This window comes from Ferruginibacter sp. SUN002, assembly GCF_050611725.1.
Taxonomy (GTDB): domain Bacteria; phylum Bacteroidota; class Bacteroidia; order Chitinophagales; family Chitinophagaceae; genus Ferruginibacter.
The window spans coordinates 1,560,953-1,584,924 of sequence record NZ_JBODJB010000001.1 but is presented as its reverse complement, the minus strand read 5'-3'; the positions used below and the strand labels follow the sequence as shown (position 1 = coordinate 1,584,924).

Here is a 23,972-nt window from a genome sequence, read left to right as displayed (position 1 = left end):
TTCAAATCATCAAATCTCCCAATCAATTTTCAACATAATCCAGTTCTTTCCCGAATGTTTCTTTTGTAAAATATGCAGCTACAATGGCTATAGACATTACAATTACACCGGTTGTGACACCTGCCTGCACATAACTCATACTGCCTTGTAAACTTGTAAATAAAATAGTTGTTAAAACAAGTGAGCCTCTTACCATGTTCGGAACGGTGGTAGTAACCGTTGCTCTTAAGTTTGTGCCAAACTGCTCTGCCGCCATTGTAACAAATATTGCCCAAAAACCGGTAGCAAACCCAAGAAAGCCGCATACCCAATACAGATGATTCGCTGTTGAATTGTACAATTGAGTAAAGTAGATAAACATGGCGATAATGGAGAGACCGTAGAATATGTATAAAGCCTTTTTTCTACTCTTCAAATATTGACTTAATAAACCAACAAGAATATCTCCGATCGATATTGCTACATAAGCATACATCACAGATTTACCGCTATCGATCTTACCCGGAATATTAAAATGTGTGGCGAATTTATTAGAGAATGACACCAGGATTCCAATAACAAACCAGGTTGGTAAGCCAATCAAAATACAAAGCATATATTTCTTAAACCGGTCTTTATTGGTAAAAAGCATAAGGAAATTACCTTTTTGTACTGCAGAAGTTTTTACCGCATTGAACATACCACTTTCGGCAACAGATACACGAAGTACGAGCAATAACAATCCTAATCCACCTCCAATAAAATAACAAATGCGCCAGTCGAATAATTGCTTAAATACAAACGCCAATACTGCCCCGCTTAATCCGATACCTGCCACTAATGATGTACCAACACCTCTTTTGTCTTTCGGTAAGAGTTCAGCCACCAACGTAATACCTGCACCTAATTCTCCCGCCAAGCCTATTCCACCAATAAAACGGCACCAGGCATATTGCGGAACAGTTTGCACAAATCCATTGGCAATATTTGCCAATGAATATAAAAGAATTGAACCGAACAATACACTCAGTCTTCCTTTCTTATCTCCAAGAATACCCCATAATATACCACCTATCAAAAGACCGATCATTTGTACATTGATAATGAACAAACCTTGACTATCTATCTGATCCGGGTTTAGGCCAAGACTTTCAAGGCTGGGTTGACGGAGAATGCTAAATGCAAGCAGGTCATAAATATCAACGAAGTAACCCAATGCGGCTACCAGTACAGCAATGTTAAAAATTGAAGGAGATTTTTGTTGCATCGAATAAATTATTGAACAGGCCCGTCCTGTTTTTTCTTTTTCCCGAAAAATAATTTAATTAATACAGGTGCAGTAGTAACAACTACAATACCTATTACAATAACTTCTAAATGTTTTTCTAGGTCAAAATTAAATTGTCGTTTAGAAAATTCATTTAAATAATGACCTGCAAAAAGCATAGTTGTTACCCATGCAATACATCCGATGATATTGTAAAAACTAAATTTCTTTTTATCCATTCCAACAATTCCTGCAACAATAGGGGCGAATGTTCTTACAATAGGAAGAAATCTTGCCATTACAATTGCACCACCACCGTGTTTTTCATAAAACTCATGCGCCTGATACAAATATTTTTTCTTGAAAAGAAAACGATCTTTCCAGCTATACATTGTAGGGCCGATTTTTCTGCCAAACAAATATCCCACTGTATTACCCAAAATTCCGGCAATGATACAAAGGGCACTAATGATCAATAAATTGAAAAAATCGCTTCCTGTATTTAATGAAACTGAGTTTACCAATGATGTACTCAATATACCTGCAACAAATAAAAGTGAATCGCCGGGTAAAAAGAAACCAACAAACAATCCTGTTTCAGCAAAAATAATAAACAGCAACATCCACAAACCACCGTTCTCTATATACCACTGCGGCTGCAACAATTGATGCCAGTTAAAATCTAACAAGATAAAGTCGATCATGTATTGGTTGTTTAATTGGCCGTAAAGTTAATGGCCTTTTCGTTATCAAACTCACCTTCCCACCGGGCAATAACACAACTTGCCAAAGTATTTCCAATAACATTAACAGAAGTTCGTGCCATATCCATCAATTCATCTATCCCCAAAATGGCCATAACCGGCCAGACGGGCAAACCAAAAGAAGCCACTGTACCCAATAAAATAACAAGTGATGCCCTCGGCACACCCGCCACACCTTTGCTTGTAAGCATCAGCGTTAGCCCCATGATCACTTGTTGACCTATGGTCATTTGTATCCCTGCAGCCTGTGCAACAAATACAGATGCTAAAGAAAGATACAAGGTGGTTCCATCCAAATTAAATGTATACCCGGTAGGCAAAACAAAAGAAACAATTTTACGTGGCACACCAAATTTTTCCATATTCTCCATTGCCCTCGGCAAAGCAGACTCTGAGCTGGTTGTAGCAAATGCAATACTTACAGGCTCCGAGATCGCTTTAATAAAATTCTTAATAGGGATTTTAATGAGCAAGGCAATCGGCAATAATACTACCAATAAAAATGCGATGAGTGCTACATATAAAGTGAGTAATAGTTTTACTAAAGAAAATAAAATATCTAATCCAAGATGCCCCACTGTTACAGCAATTGCAGCCCCCACGCCAATCGGCGCAAAATACATGATGATGTTGGTGAACTTGAACATTGTTTCGGCAAGGCTCTCCGAAAATTTCAACAAGGGTTTTCTTTTTTCTTCGCTTAACATTGCCAAACCAATACCGAATAATACGCTGAACACAACAATTGGTAACACATCCCCGTTATAAATTGATTTCACGAAGTTCTCAGGGAAAATATGCAACACTACTTCCTGCCATGTTTGTGCTTTTACTTCCGGAATATCTTGATGAAATCCTTCAGGAATATGAATACCCACACCGGCTTGTGAAATATTGATCGCTATCAAACCAATGGCCAAAGCAATGGTGGTAACGATCTCAAAGTACAAAATAGATTTCCAACCCATTCGTCCTACTTGTTTCAGATCCGAATGTCCGGCAATACCTACCACCAATGTTGCAAACAGAATCGGTGCAATAATGGTTTTGATCATCCGTAAAAATATCTGACTTAATACTTTTAAGTTCTGAGCAAATACCGGGTAATCTAACCCCACTTCAATGCCTATCACCATGCTCACCAATATCCAGGTCGTCAATGATCTTTTAGCCAATGCATACATGATCAAAGCTGCAATTACTACCCACCTCGACATTTGCAAAAACAAAGACGATAATCCAACAATATGATTGATACTTAAAAAATGTAAGATGGCAACAATCGTAAAGAGCCCTAATGACAAGAATGCTGATTTTTGTTTGCTCATGCTATTTTAATTTATGTACGATACCGATATCCAATTATTTAATCCGATACTTTATACTATCGGTATTATACCATCTAAGATTTCAACGCAGTCCTTCGGACTACTTATAAAATCAAGATGGTATAACATTCAAATCTAATGAAATCCCCGACCTAAAGGTCGGGGCTATTCAAATTTTCGTGAAATATTTTAATATAAATGCTTATTTTTCCATTTAATACATTTACCAAACCAAACATACTATATGAGTTTATTTGTAAAAAAACCACTGAGCCAGTTAATGGCAGATGCAGGAGATGCTGACAAGAAAGGTTTAAAAAGAACATTAACAGCAACATCATTGGTTGCTTTAGGTATCGGTGCCATCATTGGTGCCGGTTTGTTTGTAAGAACGGCTGCAGCAGCCGCTCAAAATGCCGGACCATCTGTAACACTTGGGTTTATACTGGCTGCAATTGGTTGTGCTTTAGCAGGACTTTGTTATGCAGAGTTATCATCTTCTATACCCATTGCAGGTAGTGCCTATACTTATAGCTACGCCACCATGGGAGAATTTATTGCGTGGATCATTGGTTGGGATCTTGTGCTGGAATATGCCGTGGGTGCTGCCACCGTTGGCATTGCCTGGAGTGAATATTTAAATAATTTACTGGTAAATGTATTGCATTGGAAAGCCATTGCCTACGAGTGGTGCCACTCGCCCTTTGAACACAATGTAGAAGGTGTACATGGCATCATTAATTTGCCAGCATTAGGTATTGTTACTGCATTAAGTTTATTATTGATAAGAGGTACGCAGGAATCTGCTTTTGTAAACAACCTTATTGTAATTGCAAAAGTAGCCATCGTAATTTTGATCATTGTCATTGGTTGGGGTTTTATCAATCCGGTAAACCACGAAACATATATTCCTGCTGCAACAACTTATACCGATCATCAGGGTATCAGTCATAATTTCGGAGGCTTCTGGGGAATTGTAGGTGCAGCCGGTGTGGTGTTCTTTGCCTTTATTGGTTTTGATGCCGTTAGTACGGCAGCGCAGGAAGCCAAGAATCCCAAACGGGATATGCCGATCGGTATCTTAGGTTCATTGGTAGTGTGTACCATTCTATATATCCTATTTGCGCATGTATTAACAGGTGTTGCCACTGTAGAAGATTTCAGAACATCGGGCAAAGAGGCATCTGTATCATTTGTAATCAATAAATATATGGCAGGTTACGGCTGGCTGGGCAAATTGGTTACGGTTGCTATCCTTGCCGGATTCTCTTCTGTAATACTGGTAATGCTATTAGGACAATCAAGGGTTTTTTATTCTATGAGTAAAGATGGTTTGTTACCCAAAGCATTTAGTGCCGTACATCCTAAATTTAAAACACCCTATAAAGCCAACCTCATCATTCTAGTAATGGTAGGTTTGTTTGCAGCATTTGTACCCGGAGATATTGTCGGCGATATGACAAGCATTGGAACACTGTTTGCTTTTTGTCTGGTATGCATTGGCGTTATTATACTTCGTAAAACAGATCCTGATCTTCCTCGTCAGTTCAAAACACCCTGGGTACCGTTAGTGCCAATACTCGGTGTTGCGGCTTGTTTATTAATGATGCTTGGCCTCGGCTGGACCAATTGGTTGCGTTTGTTTGGATGGCTGGCTATTGGGATCATTATTTATTTTACGTACAGCGCTAAGAATAGTAAGTTGAGAAATCCGAAGAAGGAGGATTAAAATATTTTTATTACAAGCATTTGTAATTCTGCTCAACATCGTTGTGTCAATCACTTGTACGGCATGGCGTTGTTGAGCTTTTTATTTAATGTACGATATTTAAAAAATGTGCAAAAAATTTTTAAAAGAAGCAGGATTAAATCATTGGACTACACCCAATGAAGGCGCTACCAACTCTAGTGGTTTTAGTGTTATCGGAACTGGAGTAAGAGCTTATGATGCGACGGCATTTTATGATGAAAATAGCTATTGTTTTTACTGGAGAAAAACAGCATTCAACGCAACCTATGCTAATGTTTATTTTTTAAACTGGGCTGAAGCCTCTGTACAAGAAGATATCAGAAACAAAACTTACGGATATTCTGTAAGGTGCTTGAAAGACTAAATACACTCCGCTATCCTGACTTTATAATGCAGTATCTTTTCATCAAAAATAAATCCACAACTCGTAATTACCAATCTGTGAATTATATAACTCTATTCACAAATAGTGTAATATACCCCAACACTATTGATCTATATTTACACTCTACTCACAGTTTGTTTTTTTAAAGATGGGTCGAGTTTTAATTAGACCCATCTTTTATTTACCCCCTCATAAAAAAATATTATGGAACATAGTAAACGTTTAGAAGAACTGAATAAAGAAGCGCTCGAAAAAATTGAAGAGCTCATAAAAAATAAAGGAGAATTTGCAGCTGAACATGCCGAAAGCATTATGACTGCCAAAGACAAATGGCAATCCGCCTGGAATGAATTTTTAGAAACGCTGGTGGTTCTGGAAAAACTCGAAATATAATTCTACTCGTCTAACTTAAATCAATAAAAAAGGAGATTGAATACACAATCTCCTTTTCCGTTCACCTCTTTGTCTCATTTTAAAAACCTAATCCTACCGCAAAGCCTTTTACATTATAAGGTACAGCCATCATATATGTTGCTTGTCCTGTAGCAAGATCAACATTGTATAAACCTGTTTGAGCACCTACTTTAAATACTCCCCAAGCTTTATTAGAAGTACCCCCTATATCAAAACCATTATCAGCATCAATATTAATACCCAATGATTTTCCATTTATCAAAGTACCTGCGTTTGCAGGATTTTGTTGATACAGCATATCTGTTGAAGCATCAATATCATATAAAATAGTTGTAGTAGACCCAATAAAACTATTGATATAAGCAACTGCATCTACCGATGGTGTACCAGGATTGAGATTGGGATCTACCGCTGCAACACCTCCTGTTACAGGATGCAATCTTAAATTTTGTCCGGTATTACTTACAACCCTGATACGATCAACAGTAGGGTTGAAATCAAAACCAAAACTTGTACCATTCAGTGGTGTTGCAAATGCCGAAGCTCCTACTGCGGCAGCTGCTCCAGTTGCCAAATTTATCGTATACAGGCGACTGTTAGCCCCAAGTGCATATAACTGTGCTGATACAGGACGCATATCAATCCCTACGATCATATCTCCTGCATCGATACCGGTAATGTTTTTTGTTACAACAGTTCCGGTTGATGGATTCATGATCAATAAGCGATTGGAATTATCAACGGCATATGCAACAGGCATAGTTGGTATTGCAACACCAATTATTTGACGGTCGGTTTTACCGGCATTGGTAGCTACTCCTGTTGCAAGATCAATATAATAGAAACGATATTTATTACCATTACTCATTGCATCTTGCCCATCTTCATAACCACGGCCGTACAAGGCTGCAATGGCAACTGAATTATCAGCAGCTATATCAAAACCTGCTTCGCCATCTGCTTGTATTCCCAATGAGCCTACTTCAACCAACGTGCCATTGTTGGGTGGATTTTGGATATATAATTTATCGGTAGCAACATCAATATCATACAAAGTAGTAGTTGCTGCGCCTGCAAAACTATTTGTATACGCAGCAGCAGACACCATCGCAGTTGAAGGAGAAATATTTCCATCCGTTGCAACAACCAACCCTGTTTCAGGGTTCAGGCGTAAGTTCTGTCCCATATTTGTTACCAATCTGATACGATCTACTGTAGGATTAAAATCAAGGCCAACAGACGTACCATTGATAGCAGGCGCAAATGAAGCACCCAACGGTGAAGCAACACCGCTATTTAAATTGATGATATATATTCTACTTTGATTGGATACGCCATACAATTGCCCCGTGGCCGGCCTGAAATCAATGGCCAGTATTTTTTCATCCACCTGCAAACCTGTGATGGACATTGAACTCCTTTCTATCAATGGGTTGCCAGAAATATAAGCAACCAATTCATTTGAGGCTGTCAATGCATAAAACATGGTTCCTTTGTTTGGAGCCTTCCCAGTATTTTTTTCTGTTGGTCTGTTGGCAGCGGAAGTATGGTCCATTTCCTTTTTACAAGAAAAAAAGATGCTGCTGAGTAAACAGCATACGAATGCTGTTTTTATTGAGGTTTTAGTGAACATAAAATAGATTTAAGTGTGTAAAAAAACAAGTACGAGAGAATTATCAGGATGGATTCTGGATTCTAAAAAAAATTACACTTTTATTGAGTATCGTGTTAGCCTGATTAACTGCAGATTGAATAATATCCAAAAAATCACTCCCCAGATCTCATAACTCAATATCTAAATATTGCTATTGCATTTCTTAGAACAAAGCAGTAGATTTAATACTCTTCAATCATTCATTAAAATTTATAGTTATGCCAAAGTATGTTATAGAAAGAGAAATTCCGGGTGCAGGAAATTTATCAGCAGAACAACTCAAAGCGATCTCACAAACATCTTGCGGTGTACTGAGTAAAATGGGATCGCAAATACAATGGATACACAGTTATGTTACTACCGATAAAATATACTGCGTATATCTTGCACCAAACGAAGCAATGGTTCGTGAACATGCCCAGCAGGGTGGATTCCCTGCTAATTCAGTGAGCCTGGTTGCTGCGATCATTGACCCGGCTACTGCGGAATAAAAGCCAACTACTGATATTTTTTTGAAGCAGCTTCAAATTCGAAACTCACAAGCCCTTTAGTTATTGTTATAACCGGTTTACCTGCCACCCATTTGAAGATGATCTTATCCGATCCGTAATCATAATACGTACCGGTCCCCTGTGGAGTGCTCTTTAATTGGCTATCCCAGTAATCGATATACAATCTGATGATTGCACTCGATGTACCGGTAATTGTACCACCAGTGATCCTGCTATTTTTATCCAAAGGGAAACTCATATTGATTACTTCGTTTGCCTCAGTTTCACCATTGTATCGTTTAAGTTTGAATGTAAGTAGTGCTGTTGTTTTTTTCATATCATATTCCCATCCCTTACTCTCTAGGTACGAAACAATAAAATCTGTATACCCATATTTTACACCATACAAAAATGTAGTGTATTTACACCAACTATCGCTGGCCTTCTGTTTTTGTATGCTATATTCATAATCAGAACCGTAGTGATTGCGAAACTCAACAGAATCCATGCCTAATTTTTCCCAGGTTGGTCGTGAATATAATTTTGCTTTTTGTTCAGCCTCCTGTTTTTTTGCTTTTTTTTCTGCATCTTTTATAGAGTCAGCAATTTTTCTTTCGGCTTTAGCTATCACGTCTAAAGAATCCTGTCGCTTTTGATATTCAATCCTTGCCAGTTCCTTCTGTGCATTATCAATACTGTCTTTTACAGCCTGTTCTTGTGCAGCTTTCTCAGCAGCTGCTTTCGCTTTTTTTTCTTTCTTTTTATTTATAGCACTTCCTAAAACACCAACACCCATTCCTATTTGTGCAGTTGCAGTATTAGCAAAAGCAAAAAGTAAACAAACGAATAATAGCTTTTTGAAATTCATAATTTTGTAGTAATTATTTGCAATGAATAAATGATCAACTTCATAAGAGTTGGAACATGAGCAAATATATATTAAATAGCATTTTAAATGAAAGGTGTTTCCACTCTTTTTCTTTGTATTTTTAAGATCAAAATATTGATTTAATGGACGAACAACAATACCAAGAAAGAGCTGCACAACTTCGCAAACCTACAGGCGATCAGGGCATTGCTATAGCAGAATTCATGAATAAAGGCAACAGACAGATGAACCTTGATGCACTTACTATTTTAAATGCAGCAGAGGGAGATACCATTCTTGAAGTGGGCATGGGCAATGGTCTTTTTGTAAAAGAAATAGTCGCTAAGCACCCGAGCATTCAATATACAGGGATCGATTTTTCTGAATTAATGATTGCTGAATCAAAAAAAATAAACGAAGAATGGATCAGGAAAGAACAGGCTAGTTTTGTTTTCTCTGATGTAACCGCACTCCCATTTGATGATGGCGCATTCAATAAAATATTTACTGTAAACACCATTTATTTTTGGGATGATACGATCAAAGTATTGAATGAATTAAAAAGAGTTTTAAGCAGCAATGGCAAACTCATCATTTCACTTCGGCCCAAACATCAAGCGATCAAGTATCCATTTACCAAATACGGATTTACATTGTACGCAAAAGAAGATATTGCTGGCCTATTAAGCACAAATGGATTTACAAACATTGAAGTCTTTGTAAATAAAGAGCCGGATATGAATGTAAATGGAGAAACATTCAATATGGAAAATTTAATTGTGAGCGGAGTAAAAAAATAAGAAAATACGCTCTGTCGCAATCAGCCCCCTATATTGTCAATTTAGTATAGCTTAAAAAACAAATCAGGATATTACATTTGTACTAGTAAATCATTCACAAAAAATATAGATCATGCAAAACGCAATAACAGTTGAAGCTACTATTAATGCTCCTGTAGAAAAAGTATGGAGCTTTTGGACAGAACCAAAACATATTACTCAATGGTGTCAGGCATCAGACGACTGGCATGCACCCCATGCCGAAAACGATGTACGCATTGACGGAAAATTCTCAACAACAATGGCTGCAAAAGATGGCAGTTTTAGTTTTGATTTTGGCGGCGTATATACCGGCGTTGAATTAAACAAACTCATCGAATACACTATGGGTGATGGCAGAAAAGTAAAAATTACATTTACCGGAGAAGGTAATACAACAAAAGTTGTAGAAACATTCGAACCCGAAAGTCAGAATTCGCTTGAAATGCAGCAAGGCGGATGGCAAGCCATACTTAATAATTTCAAAAAATATACTGAGCAGCATTGAGTTTTACATAATTAAAAGTAATTCTTACATCATTCATACATTTTGATTGTTACCGATTTTATAAGTCTACCTTGTAAAAAAACAATCATGGAAAAACGTATACTAGGAATTATTTTATCTTTATTGGGTGTTACCGGTCTTATTTACGCAGGCGTAAATTTCATGAATGGCGGCACGGGTACCAGAAACGTAAAAGGCATTATTGTATTTGGAATTGTGGGAGCCATTTTCTTTTTCGCAGGCATAAGTCTTGTTAGAAATACCAAGGACAAGGCTACTTAGTTTTAAATACAATCAGATCCTTTTCAACCAACCTGTAACACTCATTCTTGGTCGGTTAGCTTTTGTTACTTCATGCTCCATTTCATTGCTTTTAAAAAATACAGTCGTTTGTGAGTGAGGTAATATTTTTTGTACTACAGCATCTTTATATACCAGTAACTGCCCCCCATCCTCTTCAATCCAATTATCATTCAAATAATTGATCATCGAAAATTTTCGATTATCATCATTTTTAAATTGATCTATATGACGTTTGTAAAAACTCCCTTCTTCATACACTGCATAATGAAATTCGCAGGCATTGATGCCGGTATAACAGGTTCTGTTAAGGTAACCTATAAAATCATGCATCTTACTTAAAAATTCCTGTTCAAACCTATTATCGGTTTTCTCTTCCAGCCAATGAATTTTATCAGTTCGCATTTTCTGTTCAGCATCCATTATTAATTCATTACCGATTCCGGCTACTTTCATCAATTTATCTTTTTGTAATTGCAGTATGTTTTGTTGTAGCCCTTCAGACAAAGCGGCATCTAAAAATCTTGAATCTATGCCTATTTTATTTTCCAGATAACTATCTATCAAAACATCAAATTGGTTTTTCATTATGTGAGTTGAGAGAGGAAGGTAGTCTTTCTATGTTAACCCAAACCAATTAACTGAGTACTGGCAAAAATCATCTTAAAAGTATATATTTGAGTACTTATCCGCATCCGCCTGAATACTGTTCCTGAATTTATTTATTAAAAATCAACTGCGATGAGAAACAGAATAGAATCAATTGACCTATTAAAAGGTCTGGTAATGGTTATCATGGCTTTAGATCATACCAGAGATTATTTTCACTCAGCCGCATTTATATACGACCCCACCGACCCTGCTCATACATCCTGGCCGATATTTTTTACAAGATGGATAACTCATTACTGTGCCCCAACATTTAGTTTTTTAGCAGGTGCATCTGCATTTTTTGTTGGCAAAAGAAGAAGCAAAGGAGATCTGTCAAAATTTTTATTCACCAGAGGATTATGGCTTGTTTTTATTGAGATAAGCATTGTCAATTTTGGCTGGTTCTTCGATCTGCAATTTAGAACGCCGGCTCTTCTTACAATTTGGAGCCTCGGCATCAGCATGATCGTTCTGGCAGCACTTGTTCATCTTCCTAAAAAAATTATTTTACTGATCAGTTGCCTGATCGTATTTGGGCATAATCTTTTTGATACGGTTCATTCTCCCGGAAATGTACTTTGGGCAATGCTGCATGATGGCGGTGGATTCAATCTTTCTAAAGATTATCTTTTGTTTATTGGCTATCCTGTCATTCCATGGATTGGCGTAATGGCATTGGGATATTGTTTTGGCTCTTTGTATGATCATTCATTCAGCAGTGTTCGACGCAAAAAAATTCTTACCATTATAGGTATTTCAGCTATCGTTGCCTTTATTGTAATACGTTTCATCAATATTTATGGCGACCCTAACGGCTGGAAAGAGTATGGCACGATTTCTCAATCACTGATGTCATTCTTAAATCCACAAAAATACCCTCCATCACTTTGTTATGTATTGATGACCTTAGGGCCTGCCTTGATCATTCTTGCAAACACTGAAAAACTAAAGGGACCTATCGTGAACTTTTTCAGCACTTTTGGAAGAGTGCCGTTCTTCTACTATATACTGCATATTTATTTGATACATGCTTTAGCGTTAGTTGCTGCACAAGTTACAGGATACGGTTGGCAACAAATGGTCTTTCATGGAGGATGGCTAAACGACCTGCCCGGATTAAAAGGATATGGTTTCCATTTATGGGTAGTGTATGTAATATGGATAGGGGTAATATTACTCTGCTATCCGCTATGCAAAAAATTCGACACATACAAAATTAATAACAAAGAAAAGTGGTGGCTGAGTTATTTATAAAACAAGTAACTAGCCTGTAACCATAAATGTAACGGGCTGTTTCCTGAATGATCTTACAGAACGTCCAGCTACTTTTGCAGGGATCCATTTAGGACTTAGTTGCAACACTCGTATCACTTCCTCTGCTGTTCCATAACCAGGATCTTCAGTTGCAGAAGGATAGGTTAATGATCCATCTATTTCAATAATAAATTCAATTACAACTGTATAACGACCCATTGGAGCTTTATTTTTTTCGGCGATGTAAGCATTTAAATTCTTTTGGAGAAATAGTATATAGGCCTTTTCTCCTCCGGGGAACTCCGCCTCAACCTCTACCTTGTTATATATTGCATCATCCCCACTACCCACCGAATTTTTAATAGGAACCTCTTCCTGTGAAGGCTGTGGAGTCGATTCCTGAGCAAACCCATTTATAGACAGCAATGCTGAAAGAACAAGAATACAGCTTTTCAAACGCATCTTTTTTTGTAAAAATAAGGAAAGACCCTTTCATTAAAACAATTTTAGTATTAATGTTTATCTTCATCACCAACAAATCAATTCATTGCAACTTACTATGAGCATTGATAAATTTCATCGAATTATTTTAGTTATTGCATTGGCTGTTTACTGCATCACAGCATATAACAGTCATGGGTATATCCAGGAAGATGAGCACTATCAGATCATAGAATTTGCTCAACTTAAATTAGGGCTCACTCAACCACAACAATTGCCATGGGAGTTTCATCAGCAGATGAGATCCGCATTTCAACCGGGTATAGCCTATACAATTTTTAGTATTTGTAAATTATTTTCGACTACCGATCCTTATATACTGGCTTTTATTTTAAGATTTCTCACAGCATTATTAGCGATAAGTATTATTACTCAATTTGTTCGATCTACATTGAATTTGATCGAAGAGAGATATCAAAAAGTATATATCGCCGCTTCTTACCTGTTTTGGTTTTTGCCGTTTATTAATGTAAGATTTTCTTCAGAAGCTTGGTCAGGAATATTTTTCCTTTTAGCAATTGCTATTGCATTAAGAAATAGGCCTCAATATGTTTTAACAGGAATATTTTTAGGGATCAGTTTTTTATGTAGGTTCCAATCAGCGATATTATCCATCTCATTATTTATCTGGTTAGCTTTAATAAAAAAAGAAAGTGCAACTAATATTTTGAAGATCTTTAGTGGCGCTGTTATTATCTTTTTGTTAGGAATAATGATCGACCGTTGGTTTTACGGAAACTTCACTTTTACTTCATGGAATTATTTTTACAACACCATATTAGATGATACTACTAAGGACTTTGGTCACTCTAAATTGTACGCCTATATAAAAGTAATTCTTGTAAGACCATCAATATTGATAGGTCTGCCACTTATATTTTCATTGTTGATCTTATTCATAAAAGACCGCAGGAATTTATTTTTATGGATCGCTGTCCCTTTTATTATTATCCATAGTTTTATTCCACATAAAGAATATCGTTTTTTATTTCCTTTGATGAATTTTATCCCAATAATAATTATCATGGGAATTCAACTGCTAAAAATAAAACAAAGCAGAACTGTATCTATTATTGTTAATACGATCTTGATCATTTCTTTTATGGCTAATGCCATTATTTTGATAGGAGTAGCTACCAGGGCTGCCGATGGCAGAGTAGCCATTTCAAAATATCTCCATAAAAATTATAGTGATAAACCAATAAAGGTTTTTTACACTTACTGGAGTGATTATTTTACTCCCGAAATACCTGCAAATTTTTACAAGGAAAAAAATGTTGAATTAGTAAGAGTTAGTAGCATTCAAGATATAACAACTGCTCCGGCTGATACAACCAAAATTAATTTTGTTGTATTGCGTAAAAATGGGATGGATAGCTATATTGAAAGCGACCAACTAACTAAATTAGGATATAAAAAAGAAATGCAAAGTCTTCCGGTATGGATAGAAAAATGGGGTATCCCTACTAAACTTGTCTTTAAGAATGAGATACTGGAATTGTATCAGAAAAAATAAAGTTTATTGCTTCAACGCTTCTCTTACTTTCGGAGCGATCTTCGTTCCATACAGTTCTATCGATCTCATTAATGATTGATGTGATGGACCGCCAACATCCATATGTGCTGCAAAACGGGTGAGGCCAAATAGCTCCTGCATCTGTAAAATTTTATCAATTGCTTCATTGGCATCACCAATGATCAATGCACCATTCTTTGTTCTGCCAAAATCAAACTGATTGCGTTGGTACGGTGGCCATCCTCTGCTTTTTCCTACTCTATCCATTTGTCCTGAATACAAAGGATAATATTCCTCAACAATTTGTTTGCTGTCTTCTCCAAAAAAGCAATGCATATGTACGCCTACCTGCAACTGAGTTTCATCATGCTCAAAATGCTTGTACGCATCTCTATAATATTGAAACAAAGGCTGAAACTGTGCCGGTGCACCACCAATAATAGCAAAGATCACGGGTAAGCCAAGTTTGGCAGCACGTACCACCGATTCGGGTGTGCCACCTACTGCAACCCACATATTCAAATGATCATTTACAGCACGGGGTAATATCTCCTGATCGTTTAATGCTGCCCGGTAGTTTCCTTTCCAGGTAATCCGTTGTTGCTTATTGATCTTTACTAACAAATCGAGCTTTTCTTCAAATAAACCTTCATAATCTTTCAGATCATATCCATAGATCGGGAAAGATTCTATGAAACTTCCTCTACCGGCTGTTATTTCAGCCCTACCATTACTCAACTGATCGATGGTTGCAAACTGTTGATACACTCTAACAGGATCGGCAGAGCTAAGTACCGTTACGGCACTGCCCAATTTAATTTTTTTGGTAACGGTTGCAGCAGCCGCTAAAATTATTTCAGGGACAGAAACGGCATAATCAGGACGATGATGTTCACCGATGCCGAAAAAATCGAGACCGAGTTCATCCATTAATTTGATCTCTTCGATCAATTCACGCAAACGTTGCCCTGTTGGCAATGATTTTCCATTTACAAAATGATTATCACCAAACATACCGATGCCTAATTCCATATTAATTCATTGAGATCACAAAGATAATGTTTAAACAATGATTGGAATATACAAAAAAATGCCCCGAATCAGATTCGAGGCTTTCACTAAAATTATATTCCATTAAAACGGCAGATCATCATCCACAGCAGAAGCATCACTCACCGAAGCAGGTGCACTTGTAACTGCAGCACCAGCAGGACGTGGAGCGGCATTGCCATCACCGCCACCCAACAACTGAATACTTTGTACCCTCATACGTAAAGTAGCAGCCGGTTGATTTTCTTTATTTAAATAACCATCAGCCTCAGGAGCTCCCTCCGCATACACCATTTTACCTTTTGTAAGGTATTGAGCAATGGCGGTTTTATCCGACCAATAAGCACATTCTACCCAGGTTGTTCTTTCTTTTTGATTTCCCTGACTGTCTTTGAAACGCTCTGTGTGAGCAACACTGAAGTTAATTACGTTTTTTCCGTTCACTTCTTTCACGATGCAATCTTTTCCAAGATTACCTACAATTTGTAACTTGATCATAACTGTTGTTTTTAAATGTTAATCGATGTATCTGAATTTGAAAATTATGAAAATTACTTTTGATAGATAAAGTTTGTTATGAACTATTTAGTCACCGGTTTTTCAGGTTTTAAAAGTACTTGTCTTTATTTTTCAAAATAGAGATCTTGTTTTGTTGATAGGAACACGGATGACGCGGATTTTAGGGATTAGAATGGATTTTATTTTATCCGTATTCATCTCTTTTAATCTGCCCGATCAGCGCATCTATCTCATTAATTCATCTTCTTCTTTAACGTACTCACCTGGCTCTGCAAATTATTCACCATACTGGCCAATGAATTCACATCCCATCTTTGCTGCTGGCTTACTTTGCTGATCACCATTTGTGCAGCCCACAATTCTACCACATCTTCGGTATTTACCTGATAGGGTTGAAATTGCGGATTATCACTCACCAGTGTAAGTTTGTTTTTTGTTTTATTATTTTTCTCTATGCGTTTATAAACGATCCCTTCATTTCTGCTCACTACTATATATGCTTGATTATTTTTTACATCATCCACACCTTCTATCTTCTCTCCTACAATAATACTACCACTTGGTGTTGGCAACATACTATCACCAATGATCTCAAAAGCCCTATAATTACCACCACTCAGCATCGGCAAAGTAAATGTGTTCAATTCATCAATGAACTCAGTATCAGCATAGCTCGCCAAATAACCTGCCGCCGCTTTTACAGGCACAAAATGAATGACATTTCTTTCTACCGACATCATTTTTTGCTGACGACGTTTCGCTAGATAGTTGCTGCCGCCGGTATTGCTCAGGTCTTTCAACAATAACTCATCTAAACTTAATTTAAATATATCACCTACAATTTCAAGGACCTCTATACGAGGATCGGCTCTTTCTTCTTCATAGGCGCCAATTAAAGATCGTTTAATACCGAGTTTAATGGCAAATTCTTCCTGCGTCCACCCTCTTAGTTTGCGCAGGTATTTAAGGTTTTGACCGGCTTGTGACATGGTTTAACTAATTTGGTTAGCACAAATATACTAATTTTTTTAGTTTATCAAAAAATATTTTCCACAAGTAGTATATTAGTTTGAAATCTCCAATCACAGACCGTTGTATTTAGAAAACACTATTGTTACTTTTTTGAGTAAAAAAAGTAACCAAAAAAGCCGCCGACAAAGGATTACACCCCCTTTGTCGGTTTGTTCCCTGATTGGGCTTTAGTACTACTGTAAACTCTATATTAGTAATTCTATACTATGTTATATTTTCAGGACAAAACCCTATCTTTTAATAGTTATTGATAACAATTAACAAATATGTTTACAACAAACATATAGACCTTATTTTTGCAGAAACTATTATTATGTCGATACTTTATTTTTTACATAGCATTTTAAGATGGGCAGTATTACTTTTTGGTGTTTGGGCAATACTTAATGCCATTAGCGGTTTAAGCAGTAAAAGAAATTATGCAAGCAGCGATAAAAAAATCGGACTTTTCTTTTTGATCAGCGCTGATATACAATTATTGATCGGACTTATTTTATATTTCACCGGACCATGGTTTGCTGCATTAAAAAACAATGCCGGAGCGATCATGAAAGATGCAACAGGTCGTTTCTTTGCAGTTGAACATATGTCAATGATGATTGTGGCTATTGCTGCAATACATATTGGTTATTCTGCTACCAAAAAAGCAACAACAGACAATTCAAAACACAAAAAGTCACTTATCTTTTTTGCAATAGCATTGATCATTATTTTAGCTGCTATTCCATGGCCTTTCCGTGAAGCAATAGCAAGACCACTATTAAGAGGGCTTTAATATGTACGAATTACCATGTAATTCGAATTGCAAGAGCTTTTTTAAAAGAAAACTTTAACACCCCGAGGGAAATCGTACATCGTACATCCCAAATCGAAAATTGAACAGCATGGCAAAAGACAAAAAACAACCCGTTATATTAATTACCAACGATGACGGCATAACAGCACCGGGTATACGCAATTTAGTAGAAGCTGTAAAAGATCTTGGAAGAGTGGTAGTAGTGGCACCGGATAAACCTCAAAGCGGTATGGGGCATGCCATTACAATCGGGCACCCTTTACGTTTATCTAAAGTAGATGATATAGTACCGGGTGTTGAAAGTTGGATCACCAGCGGCACACCGGTTGATTGTGTAAAATTAGCGGTAGATAAAATATTGAAGAAAAAACCGGACCTGTGTTTGAGCGGCATCAACCATGGTGCCAATCATTCTATCAATGTAATATATAGTGGTACTATGAGTGCTGCAATGGAGGCATCGATCGAGAGTATTCCGAGTATGGGATTTTCTTTATTGGATTATAATTACGAAGCCGATTTTGCAGGTGCAAGATTTTATGTAAATAAAATTGTATCTACTTTTTTAAAGAAAAAATTAGATAAACACTTTTTACTGAACGTAAACATTCCGTCTTTACCGCTTGAATTGATAAAAGGCATTAAAGTATGCAGACAAGCGTACGCCAAATATGAAGAAGATTTTAAAGAACGTAAAGATCCACATAATAAAAAATACTACTGGTTAACCGGCGCCTTTGTAAACTTCGACAAAGGAAAAGACACCGATGTATGGGCATTGGATAATAACTACGTAAGTATTGTGCCCGTTCAGTTTGACCTGACCAACTATAAATTAAAAGAACAGTTGCAAAAAACATTTAAATAATATCCTCCTATGAACACTTCATCTGAAGAAATAAAAAAACAATCAATATTTAAAAAGATATTCGGCATACTAGGGAAAGATAATTTTTGGTACGGATGCGTACTCGGATTGCTGGCTCCGTTTGTAGGTTTCATTTTATTTAAATACAGAAACCTAGGACCATTGACTTATTGGGAAGGACTTCAATTCATTTTTGTACAGCCGGGTCATGCTATTTTAACTGCCGCATTAAGTGTATCATTATTAGCAAACGCCGTTATATTCACTTTATTTGTAAACGCCAAAATAGATAAAACAGCAAAAGGTATTTTTGCCGCAACTTGTTTATATGGTGTAACTATTTTGTGTTTGAAGTTTTTAATTTGATAAAACAATTTGAATGGAAAGTAGTCATCCCTGGTTTAAAGATTGGTTCAACTCACCTTATTATCACCAGTTATATTTTAACAGGGATGAAAAAGAGGCTGCTGCTTTTATCGATAAACTGATCAATCATCTTCAACCTCCTGCCGGAGCAACTATGCTGGATGTTGCCTGCGGTAAGGGTAGACACTCCATACATCTTGCAGAAAAAGGATTTGATGTTACCGGTATTGACTTGAGTGAAGAGAGTATTGACGAAGCTTTGAAATCTCAAACCGATCAATTGCATTTTTATCGGCATGATATGCGTTTGCCTTTTTGGATAAACTATTTTGATTATGCTTTTAATTTTTTTACAAGCTTCGGATATTTTGCCACTCGAAGAGAACATGACAATGCCATTCGTACCATTGCTCAATCAATAAAACACAATGGAACTTTTGTAATGGATTACCTGAATACCCATTATTCAGAAGATCATTTGGTTCATCAATTTGAAAAAGAAATTGACGGCGTGAACTATTTCATCACCAAATGGTTTGACGAAACGCATTTCTATAAAAAAATACAGGTTGAAGACGATGCTTTAAGCGAACCGTTGATCTATACAGAAAAAGTCGCCAAATTTTCTTTAGGAGATTTTACGGATATGTTCGCTTACCAGGGATTGCAAATACAAGAAGTTTTCGGCGATTATAATTTTGCAGATTACAATGTAAAGACTTCCCCACGCTTGATCATGATCGCTAAAAAGAAATAATCTTTTTAGCAAAGGGTTTAGCCACAAGCCTCAAGGGAAAAGCAAAGAGATTCGATTCAGCATACTTGTAGCTTGAGGCTGGAAACTCAAAAATTACTTCCCGTGATTATTCACCAGCATCCACTTCGCTGTTTCGTAAAGCGCCGATGTTAATTCAGACAAATGCTTTTTTACAGAATCTGTTTGAGCCGAATTCAATGGCGGCACCCCATCTCTCACTGGCAATAAAACCTCTTTATTGATCCATAAATTTTTCGAGTAGTAGTAATCGTTATTAACCACACCTATCTTTCCTTCATCATGATGGATAATAAATGCAGCATCTTCTTTTCCCGGGGAATTCAACAAATCTCTTCCAAGTGTTTTGTTGATATAAGGCTGATGGATCATACCTGCTAAAGTTGGTAAAATATCGATCTGCGATACGGCCTCTCCTCTTTTTTGAGGCGTCAACAAACCAGGAGCATAGAACAATAAAGGCACATGCTCATCATTCAAACGTTGATCTGTCCAGGGTTTTGGATAAATAGCATTGGCATCTCCCTCTACCCCATGGTCGCCAACAAATATAAAAATGGTATTATCAAAATACGACGACTGCTTTGCAGTTTCTATGAATTTTTTATAACAATAATCAGTATAACTAAACGCATTGAATTCATCCAAAGATTCAAATCCGTATTTTTTCAGATCTTCGTCACTCACAGTACGTTTTACAAAATCCTTGTCTTCTTCCGGTATTGAATAAGGCCGGTGGTTATCAGATGTTTGAATGATCGTAAAGAACGGTTTGGTTTGTTGCTTCATTACCTTATCAGCTTCCAGAAACAAATTCTTATCGCTGATGCCCCATACATTTAATTTAGGTGCTGAAAATTTTCCTTCTTCATATATCTTAACACCATTTATGTTTTTCACCAAGCCTCTGAAATTATTGAAATCACTATTCCCACCAAGGAAATAAAATTTTTCGTACCCTTCAAAATTATTGATGATGGAATATTGATTAAGTGCTTCTTCATTTCTTGTACTGAATTTCGACAACTGCACATCGGGAATACCAGTAATGGTTGCAAACACACCACGAGCTGTACCGAATGTAGCAGAAAAACATCTATCAAAAAAAATACCTTGTTTACACAAGTCGTTAAAATATGGTGTACTGTTTAGTGGATTACCACTCATGCTGCTTTTATACATACTAAAGCTTTCGCAAATAACCAACACCACATTGGGCTGGCTTTCCAACGAATGTCCTGAAGGATGAACCACTCTTTGAAAACTGAAATTCTTTGTACCAAATTTATCTAACTGCAAAAAATCTTTTGTTCTTGAATAATAGCTCCAGACTTTACTATTGTCGAGTACCGGTTTTCTAAACCGCAAAGTTGTAAAGAAATTTTGCAGTGGATTTAATGCCAGATAACTTTTAAAATTATCATTTAATTTAAAAGCATTGCTCCATAACAAAGGCTTGAATGAAAGAAAGCCAAACATGAACCATCCAAGTATAAAAACGGTTACAATGTGTAAAAATTTTCTATAGCTGAATTTATGAATGTTCACATTACGCTCTTCCACACTCACATGAGTTCTCCTAAACATCCATGCCATCATGATCACAGCACCGATCAATCCAAAAAAAATCCATACGATAGGATAGCTCTGCCATATCATTTCAAAACTGATCCTTGCATCTTCATAAAAATTCAATGCACTTGCATTCAGTCTTGTACTTACGTATGCAAAATGACCGAAGTCGGCTCCAAAAAAGAAAAAGACCAATAAAGTGATGATCGCTAGATAAGCAGTCCACCATTTCTTTCCTCGTTCGGAATAGAAGGGAGAAAATTTCGGGAACAAAGAAATACAGGCAATAGGGAAAAGTATAAATGCGATCCATCTGAGATCATATCTGAAACCCAACCAGAAAGATGGGAACATTTCAAGTACCGAAGCATTAGCAGGCTTGAAAGTTATCAATGTTGCAATACGAAATGCAGTAAAAATAAAAAGGTAGATGAGAAATAACTGTACGATCCACTGTATGGTTTTAGGAAATTTTTTATCGGTAAGCCAAGCGTTTAAAGCCATGTTAAATGATAAGATTTAATTTTTCTTGTTGTTCAAGATAAGGTATTTAGCAGTTTGATAGTATGCCTCTGTTAATTTCGAAAGATCTTTTTTTATCCGCTCAGTTTCTGCTGTAATGGCAACGGGATCATTATTCTTTACAGAAACAAATACTTCTTTATTTGACTCCAGGTTTTTGACAAAGAAATAGTCATTTGTAACAATGCCGATATTTCTCCTATCCTGATCTACAATAAAAGAATATTTACCACGTAAAGTGTCAAAAAGATTTTGGCCCAAAGTACTTGTTGAATAAGAAGTTTTAGTCAGCGATGCAATTGAAGACATCACATCTATCTGAGAACAAACTTCTGAAGAACGTTGCGGTTGCAATAATTTAGGAGCATAAAATAATAAAGGCACATGTTCGGCAACCAACCGTTGCTCTGTCCAGCTTCTTGGATATATATCCTTAGCATCGCCGCCTATTCCATGATCGCCAATGAAAACAAAAATGGTGTTATCAAAATATTTTTCTTTTTTAGCAGCCTCTATAAATTGTTGAAAAGAAAAATCTGTATATCTGAAAGCATCAAATTCCCGGTTGCTTGCAAAGCCATATTTTTCTAAAGAATCCTGACGAACCGTTGTTCTTTGAAAAGGACCTATATCTTCTGCAGGAATAGTATATGGTCTGTGGTTATCGGCTGTTTGAATGATCGCAAAAAAAGGTTGTTTATTTTTAGCAATGATCTTGTTGGCTGATAAAAATAAATTCTTATCGCTGATACCCCACACATCTTCTTTCTTTGCATTAAAATCATCCTGACTGTATATTTTTAACCCATCAATATTATTTTTGAGAAAGCCCTGAATGTTAGCCCATGTAGGATCTCCACCCAAAAAGTAAAATTTATCATACCCTTTAAAATCATTGATGATCAATTTCTGATCTACAGCTGCAGGATTTCTGCTCGCTGTTTGTTTGTTGGTACCCAATACATCCGGGATACCCGTAACCGTTGCCCATACGCCACGGGCTGTGCCGTAAGATGGACTAAAACATCTGTCAAAGAATATACCCGACTTTACCATCTCGTTGAAGAATGGTGTGCTGTTAAGCGGATTACCACTCATGCTACTTTTGTACATGCTAAAGCTTTCGCAGATCACCAGAACAATATTTGGCTTACTAGCAAATGAATCGTTGAAAGAAAAACTTCTTTGATAATTCAGCTTTACACTATCCGGATTTTGAACACGTAATAATGAAGCGATCAATGCATACTCTTCCCTCACTTTTTTCATATCGGGCTTGGTGTCTTTAAACCTGAGCGTACTGAAAAAACTTTGAAAAGGATTCAAAGAAAGATTTGCTTTAAAATCATCACTCAATGTAAAAGCATCGCTCCAACGCAAAGGGTACTGACTGAATTTGCCAAAGATGCTTGCTCCAAGTAACAGAAAGAATATGATGTAAGCTACGATTCCTTTACGTTTACTTGCAGGTTCTTGCTGTTGAAATTTGTTCAATTTTTTTACAAAAAATATCCTTGCAAGCATTGCAAGAATGATCAACGCTATTAAAAATTTTATTACGGGATAACTCTGCCATGCCATCGTTGCGGAAATAGATGCATCTCCCAAATAACTCAACACATTTGCATTTAATCGCTGATGCAAATAATCGTAATGGAAATAATCGATCGCATATACAATAAATGTCACCACAAAAACCAACGGCAGAAAAATATTCCAGAAATGTTTTGCCTTCTCTTTTTTAAACGGATTAAGAAACTTGAACACACAGAGAATAAGAATAAAGAGAGAAAGTATAGAGATAAACTTAATATCAAACCTCAACCCCATAAAAAATGCCGAGCCCGAAAATGCTTTACCTGAAGGATTGAACTGCCAATAGAAGATCGATCTGAAAAGAGTCATTACTACCAAAAAGGACAGATAAACTGAAAGTATCCATCTTATCAATCTCGGCAAACGGCTGTATAATTGCATAGAAAACATTTAAACTTCGGGCAAAATTAGATTAATTATTTTTGTTC

General features: G+C 36.7%; 25 protein-coding genes. 13 read left to right on the top strand and 12 right to left on the bottom strand.

Annotated features, from left to right (window positions below; genetic code table 11):
- Positions 1-22 precede the first annotated feature (22 nt).
- From ACQ33O_RS07080 to ACQ33O_RS07070, 3 genes are read right to left on the bottom strand one after another with little or no spacing between them, the layout of a single operon-like run.
- Entirely contained in the window at positions 23-1,246 is a 1,224-nt protein-coding gene (locus ACQ33O_RS07080; RefSeq protein ID WP_430994869.1) for an MFS transporter, read from the bottom strand.
- A gap of 8 nt (positions 1,247-1,254) precedes the next feature.
- Positions 1,255-1,950, bottom strand: coding sequence for a DedA family protein (locus tag ACQ33O_RS07075; protein ID WP_430994868.1), 696 nt, complete (start codon positions 1,948-1,950; stop codon positions 1,255-1,257).
- An 11-nt stretch (positions 1,951-1,961) separates the two neighbouring features.
- Positions 1,962-3,338 carry a dicarboxylate/amino acid:cation symporter gene (locus ACQ33O_RS07070; RefSeq protein ID WP_430994867.1) on the bottom strand — a complete coding sequence of 459 codons (1,377 nt, stop codon included), beginning with the start codon at positions 3,336-3,338 and terminating at the stop codon, positions 1,962-1,964.
- Positions 3,339-3,582: 244 nt separating this feature from the next.
- On the opposite strand from ACQ33O_RS07070, the gene ACQ33O_RS07065 reads away from it, so the two are divergent.
- The 3 genes from ACQ33O_RS07065 to ACQ33O_RS07055 all read left to right on the top strand — a co-directional run bounded on the left by ACQ33O_RS07065 (position 3,583) and on the right by ACQ33O_RS07055 (position 5,866).
- Positions 3,583-5,067: an amino acid permease gene (locus tag ACQ33O_RS07065; RefSeq protein WP_430994866.1), complete on the top strand. Its 1,485-nt coding sequence runs from the start codon at positions 3,583-3,585 to the stop codon at positions 5,065-5,067.
- Between the two features lie 106 nt (positions 5,068-5,173).
- Positions 5,174-5,452, top strand: coding sequence for an FISUMP domain-containing protein (locus tag ACQ33O_RS07060; RefSeq protein WP_430994865.1), 279 nt, complete (start codon positions 5,174-5,176; stop codon positions 5,450-5,452).
- A 225-nt stretch (positions 5,453-5,677) separates the two neighbouring features.
- On the top strand, positions 5,678-5,866 hold the full coding sequence (locus ACQ33O_RS07055) for a hypothetical protein (RefSeq protein WP_430994864.1): 189 nt from the start codon (positions 5,678-5,680) through the stop codon (positions 5,864-5,866).
- 79 nt (positions 5,867-5,945) lie between these two features.
- On the opposite strand, the gene ACQ33O_RS07050 is transcribed toward ACQ33O_RS07055, so the two are convergent.
- The gene (locus tag ACQ33O_RS07050) at positions 5,946-7,520 is read right to left on the bottom strand and encodes a DUF4394 domain-containing protein (RefSeq protein WP_430994863.1); all 1,575 of its coding nucleotides are present in this window, start codon (positions 7,518-7,520) and stop codon (positions 5,946-5,948) included.
- 239 nt (positions 7,521-7,759) lie between these two features.
- Here ACQ33O_RS07050 and ACQ33O_RS07045 point away from each other — a divergent pair, with 239 nt between their 5' ends.
- Positions 7,760-8,032, top strand: a complete 273-nt coding sequence (locus ACQ33O_RS07045; protein WP_430994862.1) for a DUF4242 domain-containing protein — start codon at positions 7,760-7,762, stop codon at positions 8,030-8,032.
- Between the two features lie 7 nt (positions 8,033-8,039).
- On the opposite strand, the gene ACQ33O_RS07040 is transcribed toward ACQ33O_RS07045, so the two are convergent.
- On the bottom strand, positions 8,040-8,900 hold the full coding sequence (locus ACQ33O_RS07040; RefSeq protein ID WP_430994861.1) for a hypothetical protein: 861 nt from the start codon (positions 8,898-8,900) through the stop codon (positions 8,040-8,042).
- A 143-nt stretch (positions 8,901-9,043) separates the two neighbouring features.
- On the opposite strand from ACQ33O_RS07040, the gene ACQ33O_RS07035 reads away from it, so the two are divergent.
- From ACQ33O_RS07035 to ACQ33O_RS07025, 3 genes are all read left to right on the top strand, one after another.
- On the top strand, positions 9,044-9,700 hold the full coding sequence (locus tag ACQ33O_RS07035) for a class I SAM-dependent methyltransferase (protein ID WP_430994860.1): 657 nt from the start codon (positions 9,044-9,046) through the stop codon (positions 9,698-9,700).
- Between the two features lie 112 nt (positions 9,701-9,812).
- Positions 9,813-10,226 (top strand): SRPBCC family protein, encoded by a 414-nt coding sequence (locus ACQ33O_RS07030; RefSeq protein WP_430994859.1) that lies wholly within the window; start codon positions 9,813-9,815, stop codon positions 10,224-10,226.
- Positions 10,227-10,313: 87 nt separating this feature from the next.
- Complete coding sequence (locus ACQ33O_RS07025) at positions 10,314-10,508, top strand: hypothetical protein (RefSeq protein ID WP_430994858.1); 195 nt, start codon at positions 10,314-10,316, stop codon at positions 10,506-10,508.
- A 12-nt stretch (positions 10,509-10,520) separates the two neighbouring features.
- Here ACQ33O_RS07025 and ACQ33O_RS07020 read toward each other — a convergent pair whose 3' ends face one another.
- Positions 10,521-11,114 (bottom strand): 2OG-Fe(II) oxygenase, encoded by a 594-nt coding sequence (locus ACQ33O_RS07020; RefSeq protein WP_430994857.1) that lies wholly within the window; start codon positions 11,112-11,114, stop codon positions 10,521-10,523.
- 153 nt (positions 11,115-11,267) lie between these two features.
- Between ACQ33O_RS07020 and ACQ33O_RS07015 the strand changes: the two genes are divergently transcribed.
- On the top strand, positions 11,268-12,431 hold the full coding sequence (locus ACQ33O_RS07015) for a DUF1624 domain-containing protein (RefSeq protein WP_430994856.1): 1,164 nt from the start codon (positions 11,268-11,270) through the stop codon (positions 12,429-12,431).
- Between the two features lie 9 nt (positions 12,432-12,440).
- Here ACQ33O_RS07015 and ACQ33O_RS07010 read toward each other — a convergent pair whose 3' ends face one another.
- Positions 12,441-12,893: an energy transducer TonB gene (locus ACQ33O_RS07010; protein WP_430994855.1), complete on the bottom strand. Its 453-nt coding sequence runs from the start codon at positions 12,891-12,893 to the stop codon at positions 12,441-12,443.
- Positions 12,894-12,990: 97 nt separating this feature from the next.
- Here ACQ33O_RS07010 and ACQ33O_RS07005 point away from each other — a divergent pair, with 97 nt between their 5' ends.
- Positions 12,991-14,448, top strand: coding sequence for a hypothetical protein (locus tag ACQ33O_RS07005; RefSeq protein ID WP_430994854.1), 1,458 nt, complete (start codon positions 12,991-12,993; stop codon positions 14,446-14,448).
- Between the two features lie 3 nt (positions 14,449-14,451).
- Here the strand turns inward: ACQ33O_RS07005 and ACQ33O_RS07000 are convergent, their stop codons facing one another.
- From ACQ33O_RS07000 to ACQ33O_RS06990, 3 genes are all read right to left on the bottom strand, one after another.
- Positions 14,452-15,480: an LLM class flavin-dependent oxidoreductase gene (locus tag ACQ33O_RS07000; protein WP_430994853.1), complete on the bottom strand. Its 1,029-nt coding sequence runs from the start codon at positions 15,478-15,480 to the stop codon at positions 14,452-14,454.
- Positions 15,481-15,582: 102 nt separating this feature from the next.
- Positions 15,583-15,996: a single-stranded DNA-binding protein gene (locus tag ACQ33O_RS06995; protein WP_430994852.1), complete on the bottom strand. Its 414-nt coding sequence runs from the start codon at positions 15,994-15,996 to the stop codon at positions 15,583-15,585.
- Between the two features lie 254 nt (positions 15,997-16,250).
- On the bottom strand, positions 16,251-17,006 hold the full coding sequence (locus ACQ33O_RS06990; protein ID WP_430994851.1) for an XRE family transcriptional regulator: 756 nt from the start codon (positions 17,004-17,006) through the stop codon (positions 16,251-16,253).
- Positions 17,007-17,362: 356 nt separating this feature from the next.
- On the opposite strand from ACQ33O_RS06990, the gene ACQ33O_RS06985 reads away from it, so the two are divergent.
- The 4 genes from ACQ33O_RS06985 (at position 17,363) to ACQ33O_RS06970 (ending at position 19,836) form a co-directional block, all read left to right on the top strand.
- Positions 17,363-17,824 carry a hypothetical protein gene (locus tag ACQ33O_RS06985; protein WP_430994850.1) on the top strand — a complete coding sequence of 154 codons (462 nt, stop codon included), beginning with the start codon at positions 17,363-17,365 and terminating at the stop codon, positions 17,822-17,824.
- A 109-nt stretch (positions 17,825-17,933) separates the two neighbouring features.
- Complete coding sequence (surE, locus tag ACQ33O_RS06980; protein ID WP_430994849.1) at positions 17,934-18,713, top strand: 5'/3'-nucleotidase SurE; 780 nt, start codon at positions 17,934-17,936, stop codon at positions 18,711-18,713.
- A 9-nt stretch (positions 18,714-18,722) separates the two neighbouring features.
- Positions 18,723-19,079: a hypothetical protein gene (locus ACQ33O_RS06975; RefSeq protein WP_430994848.1), complete on the top strand. Its 357-nt coding sequence runs from the start codon at positions 18,723-18,725 to the stop codon at positions 19,077-19,079.
- Positions 19,080-19,092: 13 nt separating this feature from the next.
- Positions 19,093-19,836 (top strand): class I SAM-dependent methyltransferase, encoded by a 744-nt coding sequence (locus tag ACQ33O_RS06970; RefSeq protein WP_430994847.1) that lies wholly within the window; start codon positions 19,093-19,095, stop codon positions 19,834-19,836.
- 93 nt (positions 19,837-19,929) lie between these two features.
- On the opposite strand, the gene ACQ33O_RS06965 is transcribed toward ACQ33O_RS06970, so the two are convergent.
- Entirely contained in the window at positions 19,930-21,930 is a 2,001-nt protein-coding gene (locus ACQ33O_RS06965; protein ID WP_430994846.1) for an LTA synthase family protein, read from the bottom strand.
- Positions 21,931-21,945: 15 nt separating this feature from the next.
- A complete protein-coding gene (locus ACQ33O_RS06960; protein WP_430994845.1) occupies positions 21,946-23,925 on the bottom strand; it encodes an LTA synthase family protein in 1,980 nt (659 codons plus the stop codon).
- Positions 23,926-23,972: the final 47 nt, after the last annotated feature.